The following is a 21,511-nucleotide window of genomic DNA, read 5'->3' as shown; positions in this document are numbered from 1 at the left end:
GGCGGGCATGACCAGACACCTTCTTTTCTTAGCGGTTTCTGCCACGTTGGGCGTTACAGCCCATTCGAATTTAAGCATGAAGCTTTTAATCTGCATTTTGTTTTTCTTATGTTTTCTTTTTTACTGGAGCGGTGGAAAGTGGAAGGTCCTCATCCTTCATATTGTCATCATGGGGATCTTTATAAGCTCCGCTTCCATAACCGAAATTCGAAACAAGTCCATATATGATGGATCGGAAATTCACTTCCTCGTAACATTTACTTCCCAGCCAAAACTCGATGGGAATTTGCTAAAAGGGTTCGTCACAAGTGAACAAGGCGAACAACTCCTCTTACGATATACTATCGCTTCCGAACAAGAAAAGGAAGGTTTAAATCAGCACTTGCGCACGGGAATATCCTGTCCGATACAGGGAAGTTTGCAGGTCCCTGAGCCACACCGTAATGAAAACGGCTTCGATTACCAGCAGTATCTTTCCCGTCAGAACACCCACTGGATAGTAAAAGCCGATTCGATCTCTTTTTCAAAATGTAAAATGTCAAAGGCTTCTCTTGTCGTCTCGATTCGCAATTTTCGGATGAAAGGGATTTCCTACATCAAAAAACACTTTCCTAAAGAATCGAGTGGCTTTGTCACAGCCCTGATTTTTGGAGATCAGAGTGAAATCGATGAAGAGGACCTTACCAATTACCAGCGGCTTGGTTTGGTGCATCTTTTGGCAATTTCGGGGCTTCATGTAAGCCTGTTAACGGGCATGTTATTTTATTTGGGAATTCGTATCGGCATCACCCGCGAAAGAATGATAATCCTCATCCTGGTCTTTTTGCCGATGTATACACTATTATCCGGCGGAAGTCCTTCTGTCATGCGTTCCTGTTTGATGGCCATGTTGTTCTTTATCCTGATGCTCTTTAAAAAAAGGCTTTCAGCGAGTGTCACAATTGGCGTCATTTATCTGGTTTTGTTATTTCTTCAGCCAAACATGCTTTATAACATTGGCTTTCAGCTGTCCTTCGCTGTCACATTTTCCATCATCATGTCCTCGGGCATCTTCTTGCACTATCCCCAAAAGATCATGCAGCTCCTCATCATTAGCACAAGCTGTCAATTGGCGGCCCTCCCGATATTGCTTTTCCACTTTTACGAAGTTTCCCTCCTGGGTGTCCTGTTGAATGTCTTGTATGTACCTCTTTATTCCGTGATATTGCTTCCATTTTCATTAATAACGGTCGTTGTGAATCTTTTAGTGCCAGCTCTCGGCCACCCACTCATAACACTCCTTAATGTGACCTTCACGCTCTGCAATCGTGCCGCCGACTTGGCTTCTGATTTTCCCCTGGCCTCGGTCTCGTTTGGTAAACCAGGCTTTATCATGCTATTGTTCCTACTTGTATCGATTTTGGGCTTGTTTGTGAATTGGGAGACTTCTTTTCGCGCAAGTAAAACTTGGTGGGGGATGTTCATTTTACTTTTACTTCTTCAATTCAATATTCAAAAGCTATCTCCCTTCGGTGAAGTGCAGATCATTGATATTGGCCAGGGTGACTCGATTTTGATTACCCTGCCGTTTAACGCCGGGAATTATTTAATTGATACAGGGGGGCAAATCACATTTCCACTGGAGGAATGGAAGAAGAAGCGTAAGACCTATAATACAGCAGAAGATACCATAATCCCGCTATTGAAAAGTAAAGGAATCCATCATTTGGACAAGCTGATTTTAACGCATGCGGATGCCGATCATATGGGAAGTGCAAAAAAGTTGATCGAGAATTTCAAGGTGGAGGAAGTAATTATTGGTAGCTGGGGCGAGGAGCAATATCGGGATAAAGACTTTATCCCTGTAGCCCGAGACAGGGGCATAAGAATCAAGATGGTGAAAAGAGGCGACTCTTGGAGCATTGCGGATGCTAAATTTTATGTGTTGAATCCCCACAAGAAAGAAGAAAATACGAATGAGGCCTCCGTTGTTTTGTATGCCGAGATTGGTGGGCTTTCCTGGGTTTTCACGGGTGATATGGGTGAACCGGGGGAAATGGAGCTCATCGATGCATTTCCACAACTACGGGCAGATATTTTGAAGGTGGGCCACCATGGAAGTAAAACATCTTCTTCGATCCCCTTCCTAGAGCAATTACACCCTAAAGCTGCCATCATTTCCGTAGGAAAGGAGAATAGATATGGCCATCCACACGGCCAGGTGTTGGAGTCGATGAAAGCAAATAAAATCATGGTGTTCAGGACGGACGAAGATGGAGCCGTCATTTACAAATATACTAAAAAGGGAGGAACCTTTCGGAAGATTCTCCCATAGTATGTAGAAATCCAAAAGAAAGAGACTGCATCAGCAGCCTCCTTCAGGGAAAAATAAGTGCATGAAAATTAGGATCCTACTGCTTTAACGACGACAGCAATGGTGAACATGGCAGCGAAAAATACAAATGAAGCGATGAATCCGATTGCGGAATCAGCGACGTCATCAGTCTTCGATTGGACATTCTTTTCGAATTCGTTCATTGTTTACCCCTCCTATTTCTGCTAATAGTATAAAACATTACCAAAAAAAAATCCACAGGTCACATTCTTCATTTCCTTTACTGACAAGAGTTGTCACAAATAGTTTGCTTAATTGAGGTCAAAATAAAAGTACAAACAAAGCAAGCACGTAATTGTTCTACATGAATGGTTATCGTTTTCAAGGAAGTTTTCCTAGGCCTTTCTTGAGAGCGTTCATATAGATCCGGAACTAGACCTTAGGGGCTAGTTCCCTTTATAGCTTGTCAAATGGTTCCTCCCACTATACCATTAGAGAAGAATACATAAAAAAGAGGCGGATTCTATTGGTATTAGACGTTTGGAAGAATATAAAAAAAGGGCAATTCGCTCCCGTATATTTGGTATATGGAACAGAAGCCTATTTAATTAATGAAACGAAGCAACTCTTGATAGAGCATGTCCTTCATGAAGATGAAATGGACTTTAACTTTTCTCAATTTGATTTAGAGGAGACACCGGTCGAAACGGCTCTTGAAGACGTGGAGACCCTCCCTTTCATTGGGGAAAGGCGTCTTGTTTTCATGCAGAACCCATTTTTCCTGACAGCGGAAAAATCAAAGTCCAAGGTAGAACATAATGTGAAAAGATTAGAAGCCTATCTCTCGGACCCTGTTCCTTATTCCATTGTGGTCTTGACGGCCCCTTACGAGAAGCTGGATGAGCGGAAAAAAATCACCAAGGAACTGAAGCGTAAGGCCGTCCTCATTGAGGCGAAGAAGCTGGGCGACCGTGAGCTTAAGGTATGGGTCAAAGAACGGGTCGCAGAATATCAGGTGCAGATCGATGATCAAGCCACGGAACTCCTATTGGAGCTTGCGGGTACAAACTTGATGATGCTGACGAACGAACTGGATAAAATGGCATTGTATGTAGAAGATGAGAAGCGGATATCGACGGAAGTTGTCGAAAAGTTAGTGGCTAAATCGCTTGAACAGAATATCTTTACCCTGGTTGATTCGGTCTTGCAACGAAAAATGGAAAGTGCCATGACCATTCTCCATGATCTACTTCGGCAAAATGAAGAGCCCATTAAGATTTTGAGTGTAATGGCTGGACAAGTGAGGCTCATGTATCAAGTGAAGGAACTATCTCGACAAGGGTATAGTCAGCAAAAAATCGCGGGACAATTGAGGGTGCATCCATACAGGGTGAAACTGGCCCTTGAAAAGACAGGGAAATTTCAGGAGAAAGAGCTGCTTAGCATTATAGATGACTTGGCTGAGGCGGATTATCGGATGAAAACTGGTCAGGCTGATAAAGCAATCACTTTAGAATTACTACTACTGAAATTCAGATGAAGGCTTAAAGGGGAGGGGATGGAATGATTCTTTCCCCTTTTTGGGCATAAAAAAAACGACCCGGAAGGTCGTTTCGTTTTCATTAAGCGTTAAGAGCGTTAAGTCTTTTCGCTAAACGAGATTTTTTACGGGCTGCCGCATTTTTATGGATTAATCCTTTAGATGCAGCTTTGTCTAATTTTACAGCAGCTGTTAAAAGAGCTTCTTTAGCAGCTTCAACGTTTTCTCCAGCTAAAGCAACTTCAGCGTTTTTCACTGTAGTACGCATAGTAGATCGAACTGTAATGTTATGAACGCGTTTTGTGTCGTTAGTTTTCACACGTTTAATAGCAGATTTAATGTTTGGCATTCCGTTCACCTCCTACAAAGAAATCGAGATTATATGAACTCGACTTTTCAAATCCATATCAAATAGCACAAATGATATTCTATCAGACTGCTTAAGATTATGCAATACTCCAGATTGAGAATCGAAAAGTAATTATAATTTCTGAAATTAATTCATCTCGTCATAATGTATTGTACCAAAAAAATGAATAATACAAAAGCTAAAATGAAAGAATGTTTAAGAGAGATGATTAAAATACTAGATTTGACTCATATAAACAGCAGGAGGCGCTATGGTGAAACATTTGGACCTAAGTAATTATAGTATTCGGACAGATCTGGCAATTGAAGCGAAAGAAATTGCCCTTGAAATGAAAGGTGTCGTCGAAGAGAAGGATGTCTCCCATATTGAAGGTGTGATCATTAAAGAAAAAGAAGTGGATGATTTGAAGATTTCCCTAGTTGAGGTCACGGCGGAAGGGGAAAAGGAGATTGGCAAGAAAGAGGGGAGTTACCTAACGATAGAGGTCCAAGGGATCCGCCAACAGGATACGGATACGCAGCAACGGGTGGAAAAGGTATTCGCCAACGAGTTAGCGTATTTTTTGAAAAGGAACAAGCTCACAAAGGAAAGCGGTTGCTTAGTCGTTGGTCTGGGTAACTGGAATGTCACCCCTGATGCACTCGGACCGGCTGTCATCGAAAACTTGGTCGTTACGAGACATTTATTCGAGTTGCAGCCGGAGTCGGTAAAGGAAGGATATCGTCCGGTCAGCGCAATTTCTCCAGGGGTGATGGGAATCACGGGGATCGAGACGAGTGACATCATCAAAGGCGTCATTGAAAAAAGCAAGCCGGATTTCCTTATCATTGTAGATGCCTTGGCGGCCCGTTCCATTGACCGGGTGAATTCAACCATTCAAATAACGGATACGGGCATCCATCCCGGTTCAGGGGTAGGGAACAAACGCAAAGAATTGAGCCAGGAAACATTAGGCGTCCCTGTTATCGCCATTGGGATCCCTACTGTCGTCGATGCCGTATCGATCACGAGCGACACAATCGATTATATCCTGAAGCATTTTGGCAAGGAACTGAAAGAAGGAGGTCGGCCTTCACGCGCCTTGGCCCCCGCTGGATTCAGCTTCGGAAAAAGGAAAAAGCTAAAAGATGAGGATATGCCAGGCGAGAAGGAACGAGAAACTTTCTTGGGAATGGTCGGTGTGCTTCCGGATGAAGAGAAGCGTAAATTGATTTATGAAGTGCTCTCGCCACTAGGTCATAATTTAATGGTTACACCAAAGGAAGTCGATGTATTCATTGAAGATATGGCCAATCTGATAGCCAACGGTTTGAATGCGGCGTTACATGAATCAATCAATCAAGGTAATGCGGGCTTCTACACCCGCTAAACGGCATTAGTGCCCAAAAATGGTGTTCTACCCTCTCTAGCAAAGTCATAAGTATTAGTAGACAAGCTATAGAGAGGGTGGACGGATGAAAAGGAGAAAATCTCCAGGTATTATTACAGCTATTCACGGATCAACGATTGTAAAAACGTTTCTAGGTATCCTAGCCTTGCTTCTTTTTGTTTTTTCCGTCAGCGGGGTCATGACTTCATTACGGCCGGAATATCGCATTACCTCGAATTCCGTACATACTGTCGCTAACCAATTTTCAGGTAAAATGCTATTTTCGATGCTGGCCAATGAAAACCATTACTTCTTCAGTGCCTTGCCTGAAGGAAAAGAACAATCGATTGTCATGGAGCAGTTAGTAAAGCTTTCGACCAACATCTCAATGGAGGATCCCCGTAGTTTGCTAGGTCGGGAATTACCAGGGTTCTCGATTTTTGATAACGAGATCCTTGTCGCAGGTGAAGGAACGAACTATACGAATATGCCGTATGAATCTCCACCACCTTTAGAGGTGATGAATGATGAAAGAGATGCATCTCTGCAAAATCTGGATGAAATAGAAGAACCAGATAAGAAGACAACGCCCAATCAACCCAAGCAAACGACCAATGGCCGCAAGGTGGTAGAGATATATCATAGCCATAATCGGGAGTCCTACCTGCCTTATCTAAAGGGTGTCACCGACCCAGATCTTGCGTATCATTCTGAAATCAATATTACAAAACTCGGAACACGGATGACCGCCGATCTCGCGGATAAAGGTATAGGAGCCTCTCTAAATAAAACGGATGTGATGGGGAACTTGAATAGCAAGGGCTTGAATTTTGCAAAAGCGTACCAGGAATCACGTAAAACCGTTCAGACGGCAATGGCGAATAATAAGGATATAGAATATCTCATCGATATCCATCGTGATTCCAAAAGGAAAAAACATACGACGATCACCATTAATGGCAAACAATACGCCAAGATAGCTTTTGTTGTGGGAGGGGACAACCCGAATTATGAAAAAAATGCGGCACTTGCCAATAAAATGCATAAAGCGTTAGAAAAAAAATACCCTGGTATCTCGCGTGGGGTCATGAAACAGGGCGGGGCAAGAAATAATGGAGTTTACAATCAAGATTTGACGGGTAATGCAATGCTTTTGGAAATTGGAGGCGTCGATAATACATTCGAGGAAATGTATTTAACGGTCGACGCATTCACTGATGTGTTCAGCGAATTGTATTGGGATGCTAAGGCTGTGGATGGCATCAAGGGAGAATCGGAAGCAAAGTAATTTGGAAGGAGCCTCTATCATGGTTCGATTTTGGTTGAAATGCACGGGCGTTTTACTTATTTTGTTTTTAGGTGTACTTATCGGGATGCAGCAGGCAAACGACGGCATGAAAAAAATGAAAGGGTATGAAGACCCCGCTTTAAATAGTGCTTTCACCATTAACCAATCGGAGCAGGGAGAAATGGAAGCGGATATCCTTGGGCAAAAAGTGACGAGTCATGATATAGAGACGAAAAAAGAAAAGCTGGAGGAAATGAAAGCTTATAATTTTTTCTCCTCCCTTGGCAAGAGTCTGGGTGAAACCGTATCAGCAGCTTTTAACGCACTTTTTAATATGATTTAGTAGTAGGATTAGCCGGTAGAAAGTTCTAGAAAAAGGCTCCATTCAAATTGAATGCAGCCTTTTTTGCTATCTCCTTCTTCATAATGGACTGTCCTTGTAACTATTCTGTTGAATCTTGCATTTTCTATTGATATAATGAAAAATAGTGTATTGTGTCGACTATTGGGAGTGAACGTTATGAATAGAGAAGAGAAATTAAAAAGACAATCAAAGATTCGTAACTTTTCCATCATCGCTCATATTGATCATGGTAAATCAACATTGGCGGATCGTATCATAGAAAAGACGAACGCCATGACTCAACGTGAAATGAAGAGTCAATTGTTAGATTCTATGGACTTAGAGCGTGAGCGTGGAATTACGATTAAATTGAATGCGATTCAATTGAAATATAAGGCGAAAGATGGCGAAGAATATATCTTCCATCTTATCGATACACCGGGGCACGTAGATTTCACTTACGAGGTTTCACGAAGCCTTGCTGCGTGTGAAGGTGCAGTCCTTGTCGTGGATGCTGCTCAAGGCATCGAGGCCCAGACGCTTGCCAATGTTTATTTAGCATTGGACAATAACCTGGAAATTTTACCTGTCATCAATAAGATTGACTTGCCAAGTGCCGATCCTGAGCGGGTCCGTGGTGAAATCGAGGATGTAATCGGTCTTGATGCATCTGATGCGGTTTTATGCTCGGCTAAAGCTGGAATTGGAATCGAGGATATTTTAGAACAGGTCGTAGAATTGGTTCCGGCACCTCAGGGTGATCCGGACGGACCGTTTAAAGCACTTATTTTTGACTCCGTATTTGATGCTTATCGCGGTGTAGTAGCTTACATCCGGGTTGTTGAGGGTTCTATTAAAGTGGGCGATAAAATCAAGATGATGTCCACTGGCAAGGAATTTGATGTGACCGAATTGGGCGTCTTCAATCCGAAAGTCCAAATGCTTGATGAACTGACAGTGGGGGATGTAGGTTTCCTGACCGCAGCCATTAAGAATGTCAGTGATACGACTGTAGGGGATACGATTACGAGTGCCAATAATCCCGCGACAGAAGCCTTGCCTGGTTACCGGAAGATGAATCCGATGGTTTATTGCGGTTTATACCCGATTGATGCATCTAAATTCAATGATTTACGTGATGCTTTAGAAAAACTGGAGTTGAATGATTCAGCGTTGCAATTCGAGGCAGAGTCTTCTCAAGCGTTAGGATTTGGTTTCCGTTGTGGCTTCCTTGGCCTTCTTCATATGGAAATCATTCAAGAACGTATCGAGCGTGAATTCAAAATTGATTTAATCACGACAGCACCAAGTGTTATATATGACGTTATTCTTACAGATGGAACGTCCATAAAGGTGGATAATCCATCCAATATGCCGGATCCACAAAAAATCGAAAACGTCGAAGAACCTTATGTTAAGGCGACCATGATGGCACCAACAGAATTTACGGGAACCATCATGGAAATCTGCCAAAACAAACGTGGGAATTTCATCGATATGGAATACGTGGATGAAACGCGCGTAAGTATCCATTATGAGATTCCGTTGTCAGAAATCGTCTATGATTTCTTTGATCAATTGAAATCCAATACAAGAGGGTATGCTTCATTCGATTATGAGTTAATCGGATATAAGCCATCCAAACTTGTCAAAATGGATATCTTATTGAATGGCGAAACGGTCGATGCATTAAGTTTCATCGTCCATAAGGACTTTGCTTATGAACGTGGAAAAATCATCGTTGAAAAATTGAAGAAATTGATTCCAAGACAGCAATTCGAAGTGCCGATCCAAGCGGCTATCGGACAAAAAATCGTGGCCCGTTCTTCCATTAGTGCCATGCGTAAAAACGTATTGGCTAAATGTTACGGTGGCGATATTTCCCGTAAACGTAAATTGCTTGAAAAACAAAAACAAGGTAAAAAGCGGATGAAACAAGTTGGTTCCGTTGAAGTGCCACAAGAAGCCTTCATGGCTGTCCTGAAAATGGATGACACGACTCCAAAAAAATAAATGATAGTAGAAAAAAGAGGGTAGACAGGATCTAGCCTCTTTTTCTATCGGTCCATTCGATTAAATAAAGGTTGTGAACTTAATGATTAAAAGTGCTTACCTGCATATCCCGTTTTGTGAACATATTTGCCACTATTGTGATTTTAATAAAGTTTTCTTACAAGGGCAGCCCGTTGATGAATATTTACGGATGATGAAAAGGGAAATGGAAATGCAACTTGCTAAATATCCGACAACGGAACTGGATACGGTCTTTGTTGGTGGGGGAACACCCACCTCACTTGATGAAAAGCAGCTATCCTTCCTTTGTGAGGCCATCAATGAGACCCTCCCTTTCGATGCCAAACAGGCTGAGTATACGTTTGAAGCCAATCCCGGGGACCTTTCGAGAGAAAAGCTTGAAATCCTCTTTCAAGCAGGCGTGAATAGGCTAAGTTTTGGGGTACAAAGCTTTAATGACGAATTATTGAAGCGCATCGGCCGAACACATCGGGCATCCGAGGTGTATGAAACCATTCAGTTGGCTCAGGATGTGGGATTCACCAATATTACGATTGACTTGATTTATGGATTACCGGGGCAAACTATGGAAGATTTCGAGGATACACTCGCGAAAGCCCTTGCCCTGCAACTTCCTCACTATTCCAGTTATTCCTTGATCGTCGAACCAAAGACGGTCTTTTACAATCAAATGCGTAAAGGCACATTGAATCTCCCTCCACAGGAACTAGAGGCTTCCATGTATGAGCGGCTGATGGAAGAGATGGAGAGGCATGGAATGCATCAATATGAAATCAGTAATTTTGCTCGCCCCGGTTTTGAAAGTAAGCATAATCTGACATACTGGGACAATAAAGAGTATTATGGCATCGGTGCTGGAGCTCATGGATATACGGGCGGCAAAAGAGTGGCCAATCATGGTCCGGTAAAAAAATACATCACTCCTTTGCTAAAAGGTGAATTGCCTGTTTTAGATGAACATCCTGTGCCGCTCTATGAAAAAATGGAAGAAGAGATGTTTTTGGGGCTCCGGAAAACAAAAGGCGTCTCCCTAGAAACATTCAAAAGCAAATTTTCTGTAGAAATGAAGGAGATTTTCGGGGAATCTCTCGAAGAACAAATGAAAAAGGGGTTACTCACGATTGAGGACGGGTTCGTAAGCCTGACTGAGCGTGGCAAATTGCTTGGTAATGAAGTGTTTCAATCGTTTTTGGGAGTGGTTGATACGGATTGATGGAAATCTCTTGTCCTATAAACGGTAATTTAGCGGTTTTCATTATTGACATCATCAGCTTCATTTGATAATTTATTAGTATATTAGCACTCAGGAAGTTAGAGTGCTAACAGAGGTGATCATACATGCTAACTGATCGTCAATTATTGATTCTGCAAGTGATAATCGAGGATTTTATCCATTCAGCCCAGCCTGTCGGGTCGCGAAGCTTGTCGAAGAAAGATGAAATTACGTTCAGCTCGGCCACTATTCGCAATGAAATGTCTGATCTTGAAGAATTGGGTTTTTTAGAAAAAACTCATACATCTTCAGGAAGGGTTCCTTCTGAAAAAGGGTATAGATATTATGTGGATCATTTACTTTCTCCTCAAGCTCCAAAAAAGAATGAAATGAAATTGTTGAAATCCGTGTTCGTGGAGCGCATTTATGAACTGGAAAAGATTGTCCAAAAGTCAGCTAAGATACTCTCTGAATTGACGAATTACACGGCAATCGTTCTTGGCCCCAAAGTCAATGAACATAAGCTGAAAAAGATTCAAATCATTCCATTGAGTCCTGAAACGGCAATTGCGATCATCATCACTGACACAGGCCATGTTGAAAATCGAATGATTTCCCTGCCTCCTTCTTTCGATATCAATGAAATCGAGAAGGTAGTCAATATTTTAAATGCCCGGTTAGTGGATGTACCGCTTGTCGAGCTGAAGGATAAGATCTATAAGGAAGTGGCGGTCTTATTGAGCCATCACATCCATAATTATGGATCGGTCGTTTCCGTTCTTGCGGACACCCTCACGGATACGAAACCGGAAAAAATATTTTTCGGTGGTAAAACGAATATCTTGAGGCAGCCTGAGTTCCATGACATTGCAAAAGTCAGCACACTTTTATCCATGATCGAACAGGAACAAGGATTTTATGATCTCATTACGAAAAACCCATCTGGCATTCATGTCAAGATTGGCCGTGAAAATCAAAATACAGTCCTTGAGGATTGTAGTTTGATTACCGCGACGTATTCAATCGGGCAGGAACAAGTGGGCACCTTGGCAATATTGGGTCCAACTCGAATGGAATATTCGAGAGTAATCAGTCTCCTTTCTTTTTTCTCGAAGGATTTAACGACGTTGATGACAAAGCTGTATCAAAAATAGGAGCAAAGGTAATAGTAAGGTGGCGGTAAAAGGGTTACCACCGCCCAACCTATTACTTAAGCATAAATTTGTATAATCCTTTAGGGGAGGTGAGATTGTGGAAAATAAAAACAATGAACAGACATTAAATAATGAAACAATCGAGGAAAGCACGGAAGAAGCGGTTTTTGCTGAAGAAGTGAATTCATCGGAAGAAACTCAGGAGGAAACTCCGGTAGAAAAAGATGAGCTACAGTTGGCTCAAGAAAAGATTCAGGAACTAGAAGCTAAAATCGAAGAAATGGATAACCGTTACCTTCGTTTGCAAGCTGATTTCGATAATTCTAGACGCCGTGCAAAGCTTGATATGGAAGCGGCTCAAAAATATAGAGTGCAAGATATTGCCGGGAATTTGGTCGAGGCTCTTGATAACTTTGAAAGAGCGACTAAAATCGAAGCGGATAATGAGCAAACAAAGTCCCTTCTTCAAGGCATGGAAATGGTCTATAAAGGCATTATTGGTGCATTGGCGAAAGAAGGCATCGAACCGATCAATTCTGTCGGTGAAGAATTCGATCCGCGTTTGCATCAAGCCGTCATGCAAGTTCAAGATGAGAACTTCGGTTCGAACATCGTTGTGGAAGAATTCCAAAAAGGATATCTTCTTAAGGACCGAGTGATTCGCCCGGCCATGGTAAAGGTAAACGAATAAAGAAATCATTACATATAAATATTGGGAGGTAGTGTAACAATGAGCAAAATTATTGGTATTGACTTAGGTACTACAAACTCTTGCGTATCTGTACTTGAAGGCGGGGAACCAAAAGTTATCCCGAATCCAGAAGGAAACCGTACAACACCTTCTGTTGTGGCATTTAAAAATGGGGAACGTCAAGTAGGGGAAGTGGCCAAACGCCAAGCAATTACGAACCCGAACACAATCATTTCCATTAAACGTCATATGGGTACTAACCATAAGGAAGTAATTGATGGAAAAGAATATTCACCGCAGGAAGTATCTGCAATCATCCTTCAATACTTGAAATCTTATGCTGAAGAATATCTTGGAGAAAAAGTAACAAAAGCGGTTATCACCGTTCCTGCTTACTTTAATGACGCTGAACGTCAAGCAACTAAAGACGCTGGTCAAATTGCTGGTCTTGAAGTGGAACGTATTATCAATGAACCTACAGCTGCAGCACTTGCTTACGGATTGGATAAAACGGAAGAAGACCAAACCATCCTTGTATTCGACCTTGGTGGCGGTACATTTGACGTATCCATCATGGAACTTGGAGACGGAGTATTCGAAGTACGTTCAACAGCTGGTGACAACCGCCTAGGTGGAGACGACTTCGACCAAGTAATCATTGATTATTTAGTAGAAGCATTCAAAAAAGAGAATGGCATCGATCTTTCTAAAGACAAAATGGCTGTTCAACGTTTGAAAGATGCAGCTGAAAAAGCGAAAAAAGACCTTTCAGGTGTAACTTCAACTCAAATTTCATTACCTTTCATCACAGCTGGGGATGCTGGCCCACTTCACTTGGACGTAACGATGACTAGAGCTAAATTTGATGAGCTATCATCAAGTCTTGTTGAACGTACGATGGGACCTACTCGTCAAGCATTGAAAGATGCTGGACTTTCAGCTTCAGAAATCGATAAAGTCATCCTTGTTGGTGGATCTACTCGTATTCCTGCAGTAGTGGAAGCAATCAAAAAGGAAATCGGTCAAGAACCTAGCAAAGGTGTTAACCCTGATGAAGTAGTAGCGATGGGTGCTGCCATTCAAGGTGGCGTGTTAACTGGAGACGTTAAAGACGTGGTTCTTTTAGACGTAACTCCACTTTCCCTTGGAATTGAAACAATGGGCGGTGTATTCACTAAGTTAATCGACCGTAATACAACGATTCCGACAAGTAAATCTCAAGTGTTCTCAACAGCAGCAGATAACCAAACAGCTGTGGATATCCATGTTCTTCAAGGTGAACGTCCAATGTCAGCGGATAATAAAACGCTTGGCCGTTTCCAATTAAGCGATATTCCACCTGCACCACGTGGAATTCCTCAAGTAGAAGTAACATTCGATATTGATAAAAACGGTATTGTTAATGTTCGTGCAAAAGATCTTGGTACAAACAAAGAGCAAGCCATCACAATCAAATCATCTTCAGGTCTTTCTGATGAAGAAATCGAGCGTATGGTACGCGAAGCAGAAGAAAATGCCGATGCTGATAAACAACGTAAAGAAGAAGTGGAACTTCGTAATGAAGCCGACCAACTTGTCTTCCAAACGGAAAAAACGCTTAAAGATCTAGAAGGTAAAGTAGACGAAGCGGAAGTAACAAAAGCGAACGAAGCGAAGGATGAACTGAAAGCTGCAATCGAGAAAGATGAGCTTGAAGAAATCCGTACGAAAAAAGATGCTCTAAACGAAATCGTTCAAGCTTTAACTATGAAGCTTTACGAAGAAGCGGCTAAAGCACAGCAAGCTGCCCAAGAGGGTGCTGGTGAAGCTGGAGCTCAAGACGATAACGTCGTTGATGCAGAATTTACAGAAGTGAACGAAGACGAAAAAAATAAAAAGTAACCCTTTTGGGATGCTGAAATAGTGGGTAGTGAAATGCTGCCTGAAGTAGAAAAGTCAAAGTCAGGTTATCTTGGCTTTGGCTTTTTTTACAATGGATGGAGCTAAATATAGGAATGATAGGGCTATAAAGAGATGAAATGACAGTTTGAGGGGACATTCCCACTTCTTTTATGGATGGGTGTTCAAACTGTTTGTGCTTTTCTAGTTGATTATTATCTTCCTACAGTGATAATATAATCTTTATGTGAATCGAATCGGGAGTGGATTTAGATATGAGTAAACGCGATTATTATGAGGTGTTAGGCCTTTCGAAGAGTGCTTCGAAGGATGAAATCAAGAAAGCGTATCGAAAGCTCTCCAAACAATATCACCCTGATATTAATAAAGCAGACGATGCTGCGGATAAATTCAAGGAAATTAAGGAAGCTTACGAAGTATTAAGCGATGAACAGAAAAAAGCCCATTATGATCAATTTGGGCATACGGATCCGAATCAAGGCTTCGGTGGTGGTCAAGACTTTGGTGGTTTTGGCGGATTCGAAGATATTTTCAGTAGTTTCTTTGGTGGTGGAGGTCGTAGAAGAGATCCTAATGCACCTCGTCAAGGGGCCGATCTGCAATATACGATGACGCTTTCTTTTGAAGAAGCCGCATTTGGGAAAGATACAGAGATTGAAATTCCACGTGAAGAGAATTGTGATACATGTAAGGGCTCAGGTGCAAAGCCTGGTACAAAAGTCGAAAACTGTTCACACTGTCACGGAACTGGTCAGTTAAATGTTGAACAAAATACAGCTTTCGGGCGTATCGTTAACCGGAGAGCTTGTCACCATTGTCAAGGAACAGGTAAAATCATTCCGAATAAATGTTCAACGTGTAAAGGTGAAGGAAAAGTTCAAAAACGTAAAAAAATTCAAATCAAAGTACCTGCAGGTATCGATGACGGACAACAGCTTCGAGTTTCCGGTCAAGGGGAGCCTGGAATCAATGGTGGCCCATCCGGAGATCTATATGTAGTCTTCCATGTCCGTACTCATGAATTCTTTGAACGGGATGGCGATGATATTTATTGCGAAATGCCGATTACATTTGCCCAATCTGCGTTAGGAGACGAAATTGAAGTCCCAACCTTGCATGGCAAAGTTAAATTGAAGATTCCTGCCGGTACACAAACTGGTACGCGTTTCCGTTTAAAAGGAAAAGGCGTTTCGAATGTCAGGGGCTATGGACAAGGCGACCAGCATGTAATCGTATTGGTGGTCACTCCAAAGAAATTGACGGAAAAACAAAAAGAACTTCTTCGTGAGTTCAGCGAAATCAGTGGCCAATCAGGCATTGATGAACAAGAAGATGGCTTTTTCTCGAAGGTAAAGCGTGCTTTTAAAGATAGATGACTAAAAGTAAAAGAAGAGATCGGGAGTTGGTAGGTTATGAAGTGGTCTGAATTTGCAATCCACACAACAAATGAAGCGGTTGAACCTGTTTCAAATATCCTTCATGAGGCAGGTGCAAGCGGTGTTGTCATTGAGGATCCTCTTGAATTAGTCAAAGAACGTGAAAATGTCTTTGGCGAAATCTACCACCTGAACCCAGATGATTATCCGGACGAAGGTGTTTTGATCAAGGCGTACTTGCCGGTTAATAGCTTTCTTGGTGAAACGGTTGATGCTATTAAGGAATCCATCAATAATCTCCTGCAATTTGAAATAGACCTAGGGAAGAACCTTGTTTCAATCAGTGAAGTGAATGAGGAAGAATGGGCAACTGCCTGGAAGAAATATTATAATCCAGTCAAGATATCCGAGCGATTCACCATTGTCCCAACTTGGGAAGACTATACGCCAGTAAGCAGTGATGAATTGATCATAGAACTGGATCCGGGCATGGCATTCGGGACGGGTACCCACCCGACAACCGTCATGTGTATCCAAGCCCTCGAACGTACTGTTGTACCGGGTGATCTTGTGGTTGATGTTGGAACGGGTTCTGGAGTCTTGAGCATAGCGTCCGCATTGTTGGATGCAAAACGAGTTCAGGCACTTGATTTGGATGAAGTGGCTGTTCGGTCGGCCATTCAAAATGTTGAACTGAACAATGTTCAGGAAAAGGTCTCTGTTTCGCAAGGTAACTTATTGGATGGAGTAGATGAACGGGCGGATGTCGTAGTAGCCAATATTTTGGCCGAAGTGATTATGCGCTTTACGGACGATGTTGCGAAAATCGTGAAACCTGGTGGGCATTTCATTGCCTCTGGAATCATTCAACCTAAAAAACAAGATGTGAAGGAAGCGATTCAAGCTTCCGGATTCATAATTGTGGAAACCATCCAGATGGAAGATTGGGTTGCGTTCATTGCTAAAAGAAATGATTGAATGATGAGTTACTCTGATTATCTTATCCACAGGTAATCAGAGTACCTTTTTTTACGCTCAAACCTTGGCAAGGCACAAAGCATTCAAGGGAAGATGCCTTTGACTGCTAGCCTGTGAGTTTTTTTAGACTAGACGGAGTAGGTGGCACTGTGCAACGATATTTTCTTAATGAAATGGACTTTCAGGGACAAACCGTGACCATTACAGGTGATGATTTTCACCATATTGCCAGAGTCATGAGAATGGAACCTGGAGAGCGAATCATAACTGTAAAGGGCAGTGGCATGGCTGCAGTCACGGAAATCTCGGAAATTACGAGTGATACAGTTATAGGAAACATTTTGGAATGGAAGAATGAAGAAAAAGAGCTTCCCGTCCAGGTGACGATAGCGAGCGGTCTGCCTAAAGGGGATAAGCTGGAGTATATCGTTCAAAAGGGGACGGAATTGGGCGCTTACAAGTTTATCCCTTTTATTGCGGCTCGTTCGGTGGTAAAATGGGACCACAAAAAGGTCGGCAAGAAACTAGAAAGACTCCAAAAGATTTCTAAGGAGGCGGCCGAGCAGTCCCACCGTACAGTTGTCCCTTCCGTGACCGAACCGATGTCAATCGCTCAACTAACGGAGCTTGCTTCTGAATACGATCATTCATTAATCGCATTTGAAGAAGAGGCAAAGCGCGGTGAAACATCCGTGCTAGCGTCGGTGTTGGAAAACATCAGGGCTGGACAGTCGATTCTTTTCGTTTTTGGGCCTGAAGGGGGCCTAGCGGAAAAAGAAATCGAGAAATTAACATCTTCCGGTTTTGTAGCATGTGGACTTGGACCTAGAATATTAAGAACTGAAACAGCACCTTTATATGCACTTTCCGCTGTTTCTTATCATGTAGAACTTTTGAGGTGATGAAAAATGGCAACGGTCGCTTTCCATACATTAGGCTGTAAAGTAAACCATTATGAAACAGAAGCTATTTGGCAATTATTTAAGACAGAAGGATATGACCGTGTTGAATTCGAAAACACATCGGATGTGTATGTCATCAATACGTGTACGGTAACGAACACGGGCGATAAGAAAAGCCGCCAGGTCATCCGCCGCGCTATCCGTAAAAATCCCAATGCCGTCATTGCAGTAACAGGATGTTACGCACAGACGTCGCCTGCTGAAATCATGGCAATCCCAGGTGTCGATATCGTGGTGGGCACACAGGACAGGGGAAAACTGTTAGCATACATCGAACAATTCAAGGTGGAACGCGAACCGATTAATGCAGTAGGAAACATTATGAAAAACCGTGTATACGAAGAATTGGATGTACCAGCTTTTACCGACAGAACCCGAGCTTCTTTAAAGATCCAGGAAGGTTGTAACAACTTCTGCACGTTCTGCATCATTCCATGGGCACGTGGTTTAATGCGTTCCCGTGATCCAAAGGAAGTCGTCCATCAAGCTGAACAGCTTGTCGAAGCAGGGTATAAGGAACTTGTGTTGACTGGCATTCATACAGGTGGTTATGGTGACGACTTGAAGGATTATAATTTGGCGATGCTCTTGCGTGATTTGGAAAAGGTCGAGGGACTTAAACGGATCCGCATATCTTCCATTGAAGCGAGTCAAATAACGGATGAAATCATTGAAGTGCTTACGAAGTCCAAAAAAGTGGTTCGCCATTTGCATATTCCGATTCAATCAGGATCAGATACTGTGTTAAAACGGATGAGACGTAAATATACGATGGATTTCTTCGGGGACCGTATCGAAAAATTAAAAGTGGCACTTCCCGGCCTTGCCGTTACTTCTGATGTCATTGTAGGTTTCCCTGGAGAAACTGAAGAGGAATTCATGGAGACATATAATTTCATCAAGAAATATAAGTTCTCTGAATTACATGTATTCCCATACTCGAAACGTACAGGGACCCCAGCGGCACGCATGGATGATCAAGTGGATGAAGATGTGAAAAACGAACGTGTTCATCGCCTGATCTCTTTGTCCGATCAGCTGGCAAAAGAGTATGCTTCTCAATTCGAAGGAGAAGTACTGGAAGTGATTCCTGAAACACCATTGGAAAATGGGCTTTATGAGGGGTACTCCGATAATTATATGAAGGTTATTTTCCCGGCTACTGAAGAAATGGTTGGAGAAATCGTAAAAGTGAAAATTACACAATCCGGCTATCCACATAGTGAAGGACAGTTTGTTACGATTGTGAAAGATCTTCCATTACAACAAGCAGCTAATCTTTAAGACGGCGATTTATCGCTGTCTTTTTTTTCTTCTTTTTAGAGTGATAACGGAACATAAGGGTATAGTTTATATATATCGTCATTTTGAAATTATTATGGTATCATGAGAGGTACGGACAACTAGTTTTTTTATGAATATTAAGGAGGATTACTAAATGACACAAAATGTAGCAAGTTTAATCGATCACACTTTATTAAAAGCGGATGCAACGAAAGAACAAATAAAAGTTTTATGTGAAGAAGCAAGAGAATATAAATTCGCATCAGTATGCGTGAACCCAACTTGGGTGAAGTATGCTAGTGAGTTATTGGAAGGTTCAGAGGTAAAGGTTTGTACGGTAATAGGTTTCCCTCTAGGAGCGTCCACTCCTGAAACTAAAGCCTTCGAAACAAAAGATGCTATCAGCAACGGTGCGCATGAAGTTGATATGGTAATCAACATCGGTGCTTTGAAGGACAAGGATGATGAATTGGTTGAGCGGGACATTCGTGCCGTTGTCGCTGCAGCGACTGGTAAGGCCCTTTCAAAGGTCATTATTGAAACATCATTATTGTCAGAGGAAGAAAAAGTGCGTGCTTGCGAAATAGCTGTTAAAGCGGGAACGGATTTTGTTAAAACTTCAACAGGATTCTCAACAGGTGGTGCTACGGTTGAAGATGTAGCGCTTATGAGAAAAACGGTTGGACCGAATATCGGCGTTAAAGCTTCAGGTGGGGTTCGTAACACGAGCGATGCTGAGAAAATCATTGAAGCAGGAGCATCTAGGATTGGAGCAAGTGCTGGTGTATCCATTGTAAAAGGCTTAACAGCTGATTCTGATTATTAATTTTCATGGCCGCATTCTTAGGAATGCGGCTTATTTTTTTTGAGGGCGATGCAGTAATAAAATGAAGTTGGAAAATTGGCTAGCGAAAGGTAAAACGATTAAAGAAGTCGTAATGTTAAAAATGACACTAGCATGTGCAAGCTGGGTCGCTTTATTTTCAGTGAAAAAGGCAGCCGTCCGTTCTAGAACGTCCACAAGAGGAAGGAAGGCAGCCACACCGATCACATTCAGCCATATATGTGCATATGCTGTAAAGGCAGCTTGTCTACCTGAACCGATGCTAGCCATATAGCCTGTGATACACGTACCGATATTAGAACCGAGCATCATGATGATGGAAGAAGAGACGGATAGCTCCCCACTCATTAAAAAACTCATGGCGATTCCGATGGTCGCGGAGCTAGAGTGAATCAGCGCCGTTAACAGGATACCTGCCAACAAAGCATAACTAAGATGGTTTTCTATGCCACTGATTACATGCTGAACAGACGGATAGGCAGCGATGGGCTTGGAGAGCATCTTAAAGCCGCTCATCGCCGCGAAAATGGCAGAGATGCCTATAAGGGACATTCCGGCGCTTTTTAATGCGATTTTGGGCATAAAGCAAAGAGCGGCACCGCATAAGACTCCTGGAATGATCCAGCGGTCCAATGAAAAGGTCATGAATTCAGCTGTAAAGGTCGAACCGATATTCGTTCCTAAAATGATGCCAATCGTCTGTGGAAAGGATAAACTGCCGGCGGAAACGAGACCCACGGTCATGACCATGACCGCCGAACTGCTTTGAAGAATGCCTGTGAAAATCGTACCTGCAAAAAAACCTTTCCATGGTTTATCGGTCACCTTAGAAAGAAAGGATTTTAATTTAGCGCCGGACAGGTTGAATAAGCCGATGCGTAAAACGGCCATACCCGCTAAAAATAAAGTGATGAATAAAAGGAATAAAAGTAACTCGTACATGACCAACACCTCTTGAACAGTCTATGGGCCATAGGGGAGAGACATGCTATAAAAAGCTTCAAAGTTGCAATTAGAAAAAAATATGGTAACAACATGATAATATTTCAAATAAGTTTCGTTTTATTGGTTGACCTGTTAAAGATGATATATTATAATTGTTTAGTACATGTATAACATGTTGACAACTTGAGTTAGTGTGTTGTTTTCGGAGGGAGGGAAAGAGATGTCTAAAACCGTCGTTCGTAAAAACGAATCGCTTGAAGATGCTCTTCGTCGTTTCAAACGTACTGTATCTAAAGCAGGATCGCTTCAGGAAGCTAGGAAGCGTGAATTTTATGAAAAGCCAAGCGTAAAACGTAAGAAAAAGTCTGAAGCTGCAAGAAAACGTAAATTCTAAGAGAGGGTGGAAAGATGAGTCTTCTCGAGCGTTTAAATAATGATATGAAACAAGCGATGAAGAACAAGGAAAAGGACAAACTATCTGTTATTCGTATGTTGAAAGCTTCGCTTCAAAACGAAGCTCTAAAACAGAGACAAGATTTAACAGATGATGAAGAATTGACAGTGCTCTCTCGCGAATTAAAACAACGCAAAGACTCCCTCCAGGAGTTTGAAAACGCAGGTCGTTCCGATCTCGTGGATAAAGTCCGCACCGAATTGGGATACGTAGAGGCATATATGCCTGAGCAACTATCAGAAGAAGAGATTTCTGAGATTGTTAAATCAACAATTGAGGAAATCAATGCAACATCCAAAGCAGATATGGGGAGAGTTATGGGAGCTTTAATGCCTAAAGTTAAAGGTAAAGCAGATGGTTCTCTAGTAAACAAGTTAGTACAACAACATCTATCTTAAACTCGAAACCTAACCGCAGGCATTAGCCTGTGGTTTTTGTGTGTTTACGTGATTA

20 protein-coding genes are annotated in these 21,511 nt (G+C 42.2%); 17 read left to right on the top strand and 3 right to left on the bottom strand.

Annotation, left to right across the window (positions count from 1 at the left end; translation table 11 throughout):
• Positions 1-7 precede the first annotated feature (7 nt).
• A complete protein-coding gene (locus ACIQXH_RS02355) occupies positions 8-2,314 on the top strand; it encodes a DNA internalization-related competence protein ComEC/Rec2 (protein ID WP_403121980.1) in 2,307 nt (768 codons plus the stop codon).
• Between the two features lie 68 nt (positions 2,315-2,382).
• On the opposite strand, the gene ACIQXH_RS02350 is transcribed toward ACIQXH_RS02355, so the two are convergent.
• Positions 2,383-2,517: a YqzM family protein gene (locus tag ACIQXH_RS02350; RefSeq protein ID WP_402869625.1), complete on the bottom strand. Its 135-nt coding sequence runs from the start codon at positions 2,515-2,517 to the stop codon at positions 2,383-2,385.
• Positions 2,518-2,840: 323 nt separating this feature from the next.
• Here ACIQXH_RS02350 and holA point away from each other — a divergent pair, with 323 nt between their 5' ends.
• Positions 2,841-3,854, top strand: a complete 1,014-nt coding sequence (holA, locus tag ACIQXH_RS02345; RefSeq protein WP_402869623.1) for a DNA polymerase III subunit delta — start codon at positions 2,841-2,843, stop codon at positions 3,852-3,854.
• 82 nt (positions 3,855-3,936) lie between these two features.
• On the opposite strand, the gene rpsT is transcribed toward holA, so the two are convergent.
• Complete coding sequence (gene rpsT, locus ACIQXH_RS02340) at positions 3,937-4,203, bottom strand: 30S ribosomal protein S20 (RefSeq protein WP_402869621.1); 267 nt, start codon at positions 4,201-4,203, stop codon at positions 3,937-3,939.
• 271 nt (positions 4,204-4,474) lie between these two features.
• Here rpsT and gpr point away from each other — a divergent pair, with 271 nt between their 5' ends.
• From gpr to deoC, 13 genes are all read left to right on the top strand, one after another.
• Complete coding sequence (gpr, locus tag ACIQXH_RS02335) at positions 4,475-5,593, top strand: GPR endopeptidase (RefSeq protein ID WP_402869619.1); 1,119 nt, start codon at positions 4,475-4,477, stop codon at positions 5,591-5,593.
• 85 nt (positions 5,594-5,678) lie between these two features.
• The gene (spoIIP, locus tag ACIQXH_RS02330; protein ID WP_402958387.1) at positions 5,679-6,881 is read left to right on the top strand and encodes a stage II sporulation protein P; all 1,203 of its coding nucleotides are present in this window, start codon (positions 5,679-5,681) and stop codon (positions 6,879-6,881) included.
• 19 nt (positions 6,882-6,900) lie between these two features.
• Positions 6,901-7,224, top strand: coding sequence for a YqxA family protein (locus ACIQXH_RS02325; RefSeq protein WP_402986315.1), 324 nt, complete (start codon positions 6,901-6,903; stop codon positions 7,222-7,224).
• 177 nt (positions 7,225-7,401) lie between these two features.
• Positions 7,402-9,237, top strand: coding sequence for a translation elongation factor 4 (gene lepA / locus ACIQXH_RS02320; RefSeq protein ID WP_402869612.1), 1,836 nt, complete (start codon positions 7,402-7,404; stop codon positions 9,235-9,237).
• 82 nt (positions 9,238-9,319) lie between these two features.
• Complete coding sequence (hemW, locus tag ACIQXH_RS02315) at positions 9,320-10,471, top strand: radical SAM family heme chaperone HemW (protein WP_402986311.1); 1,152 nt, start codon at positions 9,320-9,322, stop codon at positions 10,469-10,471.
• A gap of 125 nt (positions 10,472-10,596) precedes the next feature.
• The gene (gene hrcA / locus ACIQXH_RS02310) at positions 10,597-11,625 is read left to right on the top strand and encodes a heat-inducible transcriptional repressor HrcA (protein ID WP_402869608.1); all 1,029 of its coding nucleotides are present in this window, start codon (positions 10,597-10,599) and stop codon (positions 11,623-11,625) included.
• A gap of 94 nt (positions 11,626-11,719) precedes the next feature.
• Positions 11,720-12,316: a nucleotide exchange factor GrpE gene (gene grpE / locus ACIQXH_RS02305; protein ID WP_402869898.1), complete on the top strand. Its 597-nt coding sequence runs from the start codon at positions 11,720-11,722 to the stop codon at positions 12,314-12,316.
• A gap of 39 nt (positions 12,317-12,355) precedes the next feature.
• Positions 12,356-14,197 carry a molecular chaperone DnaK gene (gene dnaK, locus ACIQXH_RS02300; protein ID WP_402869607.1) on the top strand — a complete coding sequence of 614 codons (1,842 nt, stop codon included), beginning with the start codon at positions 12,356-12,358 and terminating at the stop codon, positions 14,195-14,197.
• 272 nt (positions 14,198-14,469) lie between these two features.
• The gene (dnaJ, locus tag ACIQXH_RS02295; protein ID WP_402869605.1) at positions 14,470-15,591 is read left to right on the top strand and encodes a molecular chaperone DnaJ; all 1,122 of its coding nucleotides are present in this window, start codon (positions 14,470-14,472) and stop codon (positions 15,589-15,591) included.
• A gap of 36 nt (positions 15,592-15,627) precedes the next feature.
• Positions 15,628-16,569, top strand: a complete 942-nt coding sequence (gene prmA / locus ACIQXH_RS02290) for a 50S ribosomal protein L11 methyltransferase (protein WP_402869603.1) — start codon at positions 15,628-15,630, stop codon at positions 16,567-16,569.
• A gap of 149 nt (positions 16,570-16,718) precedes the next feature.
• Entirely contained in the window at positions 16,719-17,471 is a 753-nt protein-coding gene (locus tag ACIQXH_RS02285; protein ID WP_402869896.1) for a 16S rRNA (uracil(1498)-N(3))-methyltransferase, read from the top strand.
• 6 nt (positions 17,472-17,477) lie between these two features.
• Positions 17,478-18,815, top strand: a complete 1,338-nt coding sequence (gene mtaB, locus ACIQXH_RS02280) for a tRNA (N(6)-L-threonylcarbamoyladenosine(37)-C(2))-methylthiotransferase MtaB (protein WP_402869602.1) — start codon at positions 17,478-17,480, stop codon at positions 18,813-18,815.
• 154 nt (positions 18,816-18,969) lie between these two features.
• Positions 18,970-19,641: a deoxyribose-phosphate aldolase gene (gene deoC, locus ACIQXH_RS02275; RefSeq protein WP_402869600.1), complete on the top strand. Its 672-nt coding sequence runs from the start codon at positions 18,970-18,972 to the stop codon at positions 19,639-19,641.
• A gap of 30 nt (positions 19,642-19,671) precedes the next feature.
• Here the strand turns inward: deoC and ACIQXH_RS02270 are convergent, their stop codons facing one another.
• Positions 19,672-20,601: a Na/Pi symporter gene (locus ACIQXH_RS02270; RefSeq protein WP_403121978.1), complete on the bottom strand. Its 930-nt coding sequence runs from the start codon at positions 20,599-20,601 to the stop codon at positions 19,672-19,674.
• Positions 20,602-20,824: 223 nt separating this feature from the next.
• Here ACIQXH_RS02270 and rpsU point away from each other — a divergent pair, with 223 nt between their 5' ends.
• Both rpsU and ACIQXH_RS02260 read left to right on the top strand, forming a co-directional pair.
• On the top strand, positions 20,825-20,998 hold the full coding sequence (gene rpsU / locus ACIQXH_RS02265; protein ID WP_028391853.1) for a 30S ribosomal protein S21: 174 nt from the start codon (positions 20,825-20,827) through the stop codon (positions 20,996-20,998).
• A 14-nt stretch (positions 20,999-21,012) separates the two neighbouring features.
• Positions 21,013-21,456: a GatB/YqeY domain-containing protein gene (locus tag ACIQXH_RS02260; protein WP_403121976.1), complete on the top strand. Its 444-nt coding sequence runs from the start codon at positions 21,013-21,015 to the stop codon at positions 21,454-21,456.
• Positions 21,457-21,511: the final 55 nt, after the last annotated feature.

The organism is Peribacillus sp. NPDC097225 (genome assembly GCF_044761955.1).
Taxonomy (GTDB): domain Bacteria; phylum Bacillota; class Bacilli; order Bacillales; family DSM-1321; genus Peribacillus.
Note: the sequence above shows the minus strand (reverse complement) of the source record. Positions and strands in the feature narration are given on the sequence as shown.

Coding starts and splice junctions, on each gene's coding strand:
- ACIQXH_RS02355 (WP_403121980.1), top strand. CDS start 8: ATGACCAGACACCTTCTTTTCTTAGCGGTTTCTGCCACGTTGGGCGTT.
- ACIQXH_RS02350 (WP_402869625.1), bottom strand. CDS start 2,517: ATGAACGAATTCGAAAAGAATGTCCAATCGAAGACTGATGACGTCGCT.
- rpsT (WP_402869621.1), bottom strand. CDS start 4,203: ATGCCAAACATTAAATCTGCTATTAAACGTGTGAAAACTAACGACACA.
- gpr (WP_402869619.1), top strand. CDS start 4,475: ATGGTGAAACATTTGGACCTAAGTAATTATAGTATTCGGACAGATCTG.
- spoIIP (WP_402958387.1), top strand. CDS start 5,679: ATGAAAAGGAGAAAATCTCCAGGTATTATTACAGCTATTCACGGATCA.
- ACIQXH_RS02325 (WP_402986315.1), top strand. CDS start 6,901: ATGGTTCGATTTTGGTTGAAATGCACGGGCGTTTTACTTATTTTGTTT.
- lepA (WP_402869612.1), top strand. CDS start 7,402: ATGAATAGAGAAGAGAAATTAAAAAGACAATCAAAGATTCGTAACTTT.
- hemW (WP_402986311.1), top strand. CDS start 9,320: ATGATTAAAAGTGCTTACCTGCATATCCCGTTTTGTGAACATATTTGC.
- hrcA (WP_402869608.1), top strand. CDS start 10,597: ATGCTAACTGATCGTCAATTATTGATTCTGCAAGTGATAATCGAGGAT.
- dnaK (WP_402869607.1), top strand. CDS start 12,356: ATGAGCAAAATTATTGGTATTGACTTAGGTACTACAAACTCTTGCGTA.
- dnaJ (WP_402869605.1), top strand. CDS start 14,470: ATGAGTAAACGCGATTATTATGAGGTGTTAGGCCTTTCGAAGAGTGCT.
- prmA (WP_402869603.1), top strand. CDS start 15,628: ATGAAGTGGTCTGAATTTGCAATCCACACAACAAATGAAGCGGTTGAA.
- mtaB (WP_402869602.1), top strand. CDS start 17,478: ATGGCAACGGTCGCTTTCCATACATTAGGCTGTAAAGTAAACCATTAT.
- deoC (WP_402869600.1), top strand. CDS start 18,970: ATGACACAAAATGTAGCAAGTTTAATCGATCACACTTTATTAAAAGCG.
- ACIQXH_RS02270 (WP_403121978.1), bottom strand. CDS start 20,601: ATGTACGAGTTACTTTTATTCCTTTTATTCATCACTTTATTTTTAGCG.
- rpsU (WP_028391853.1), top strand. CDS start 20,825: ATGTCTAAAACCGTCGTTCGTAAAAACGAATCGCTTGAAGATGCTCTT.
- ACIQXH_RS02260 (WP_403121976.1), top strand. CDS start 21,013: ATGAGTCTTCTCGAGCGTTTAAATAATGATATGAAACAAGCGATGAAG.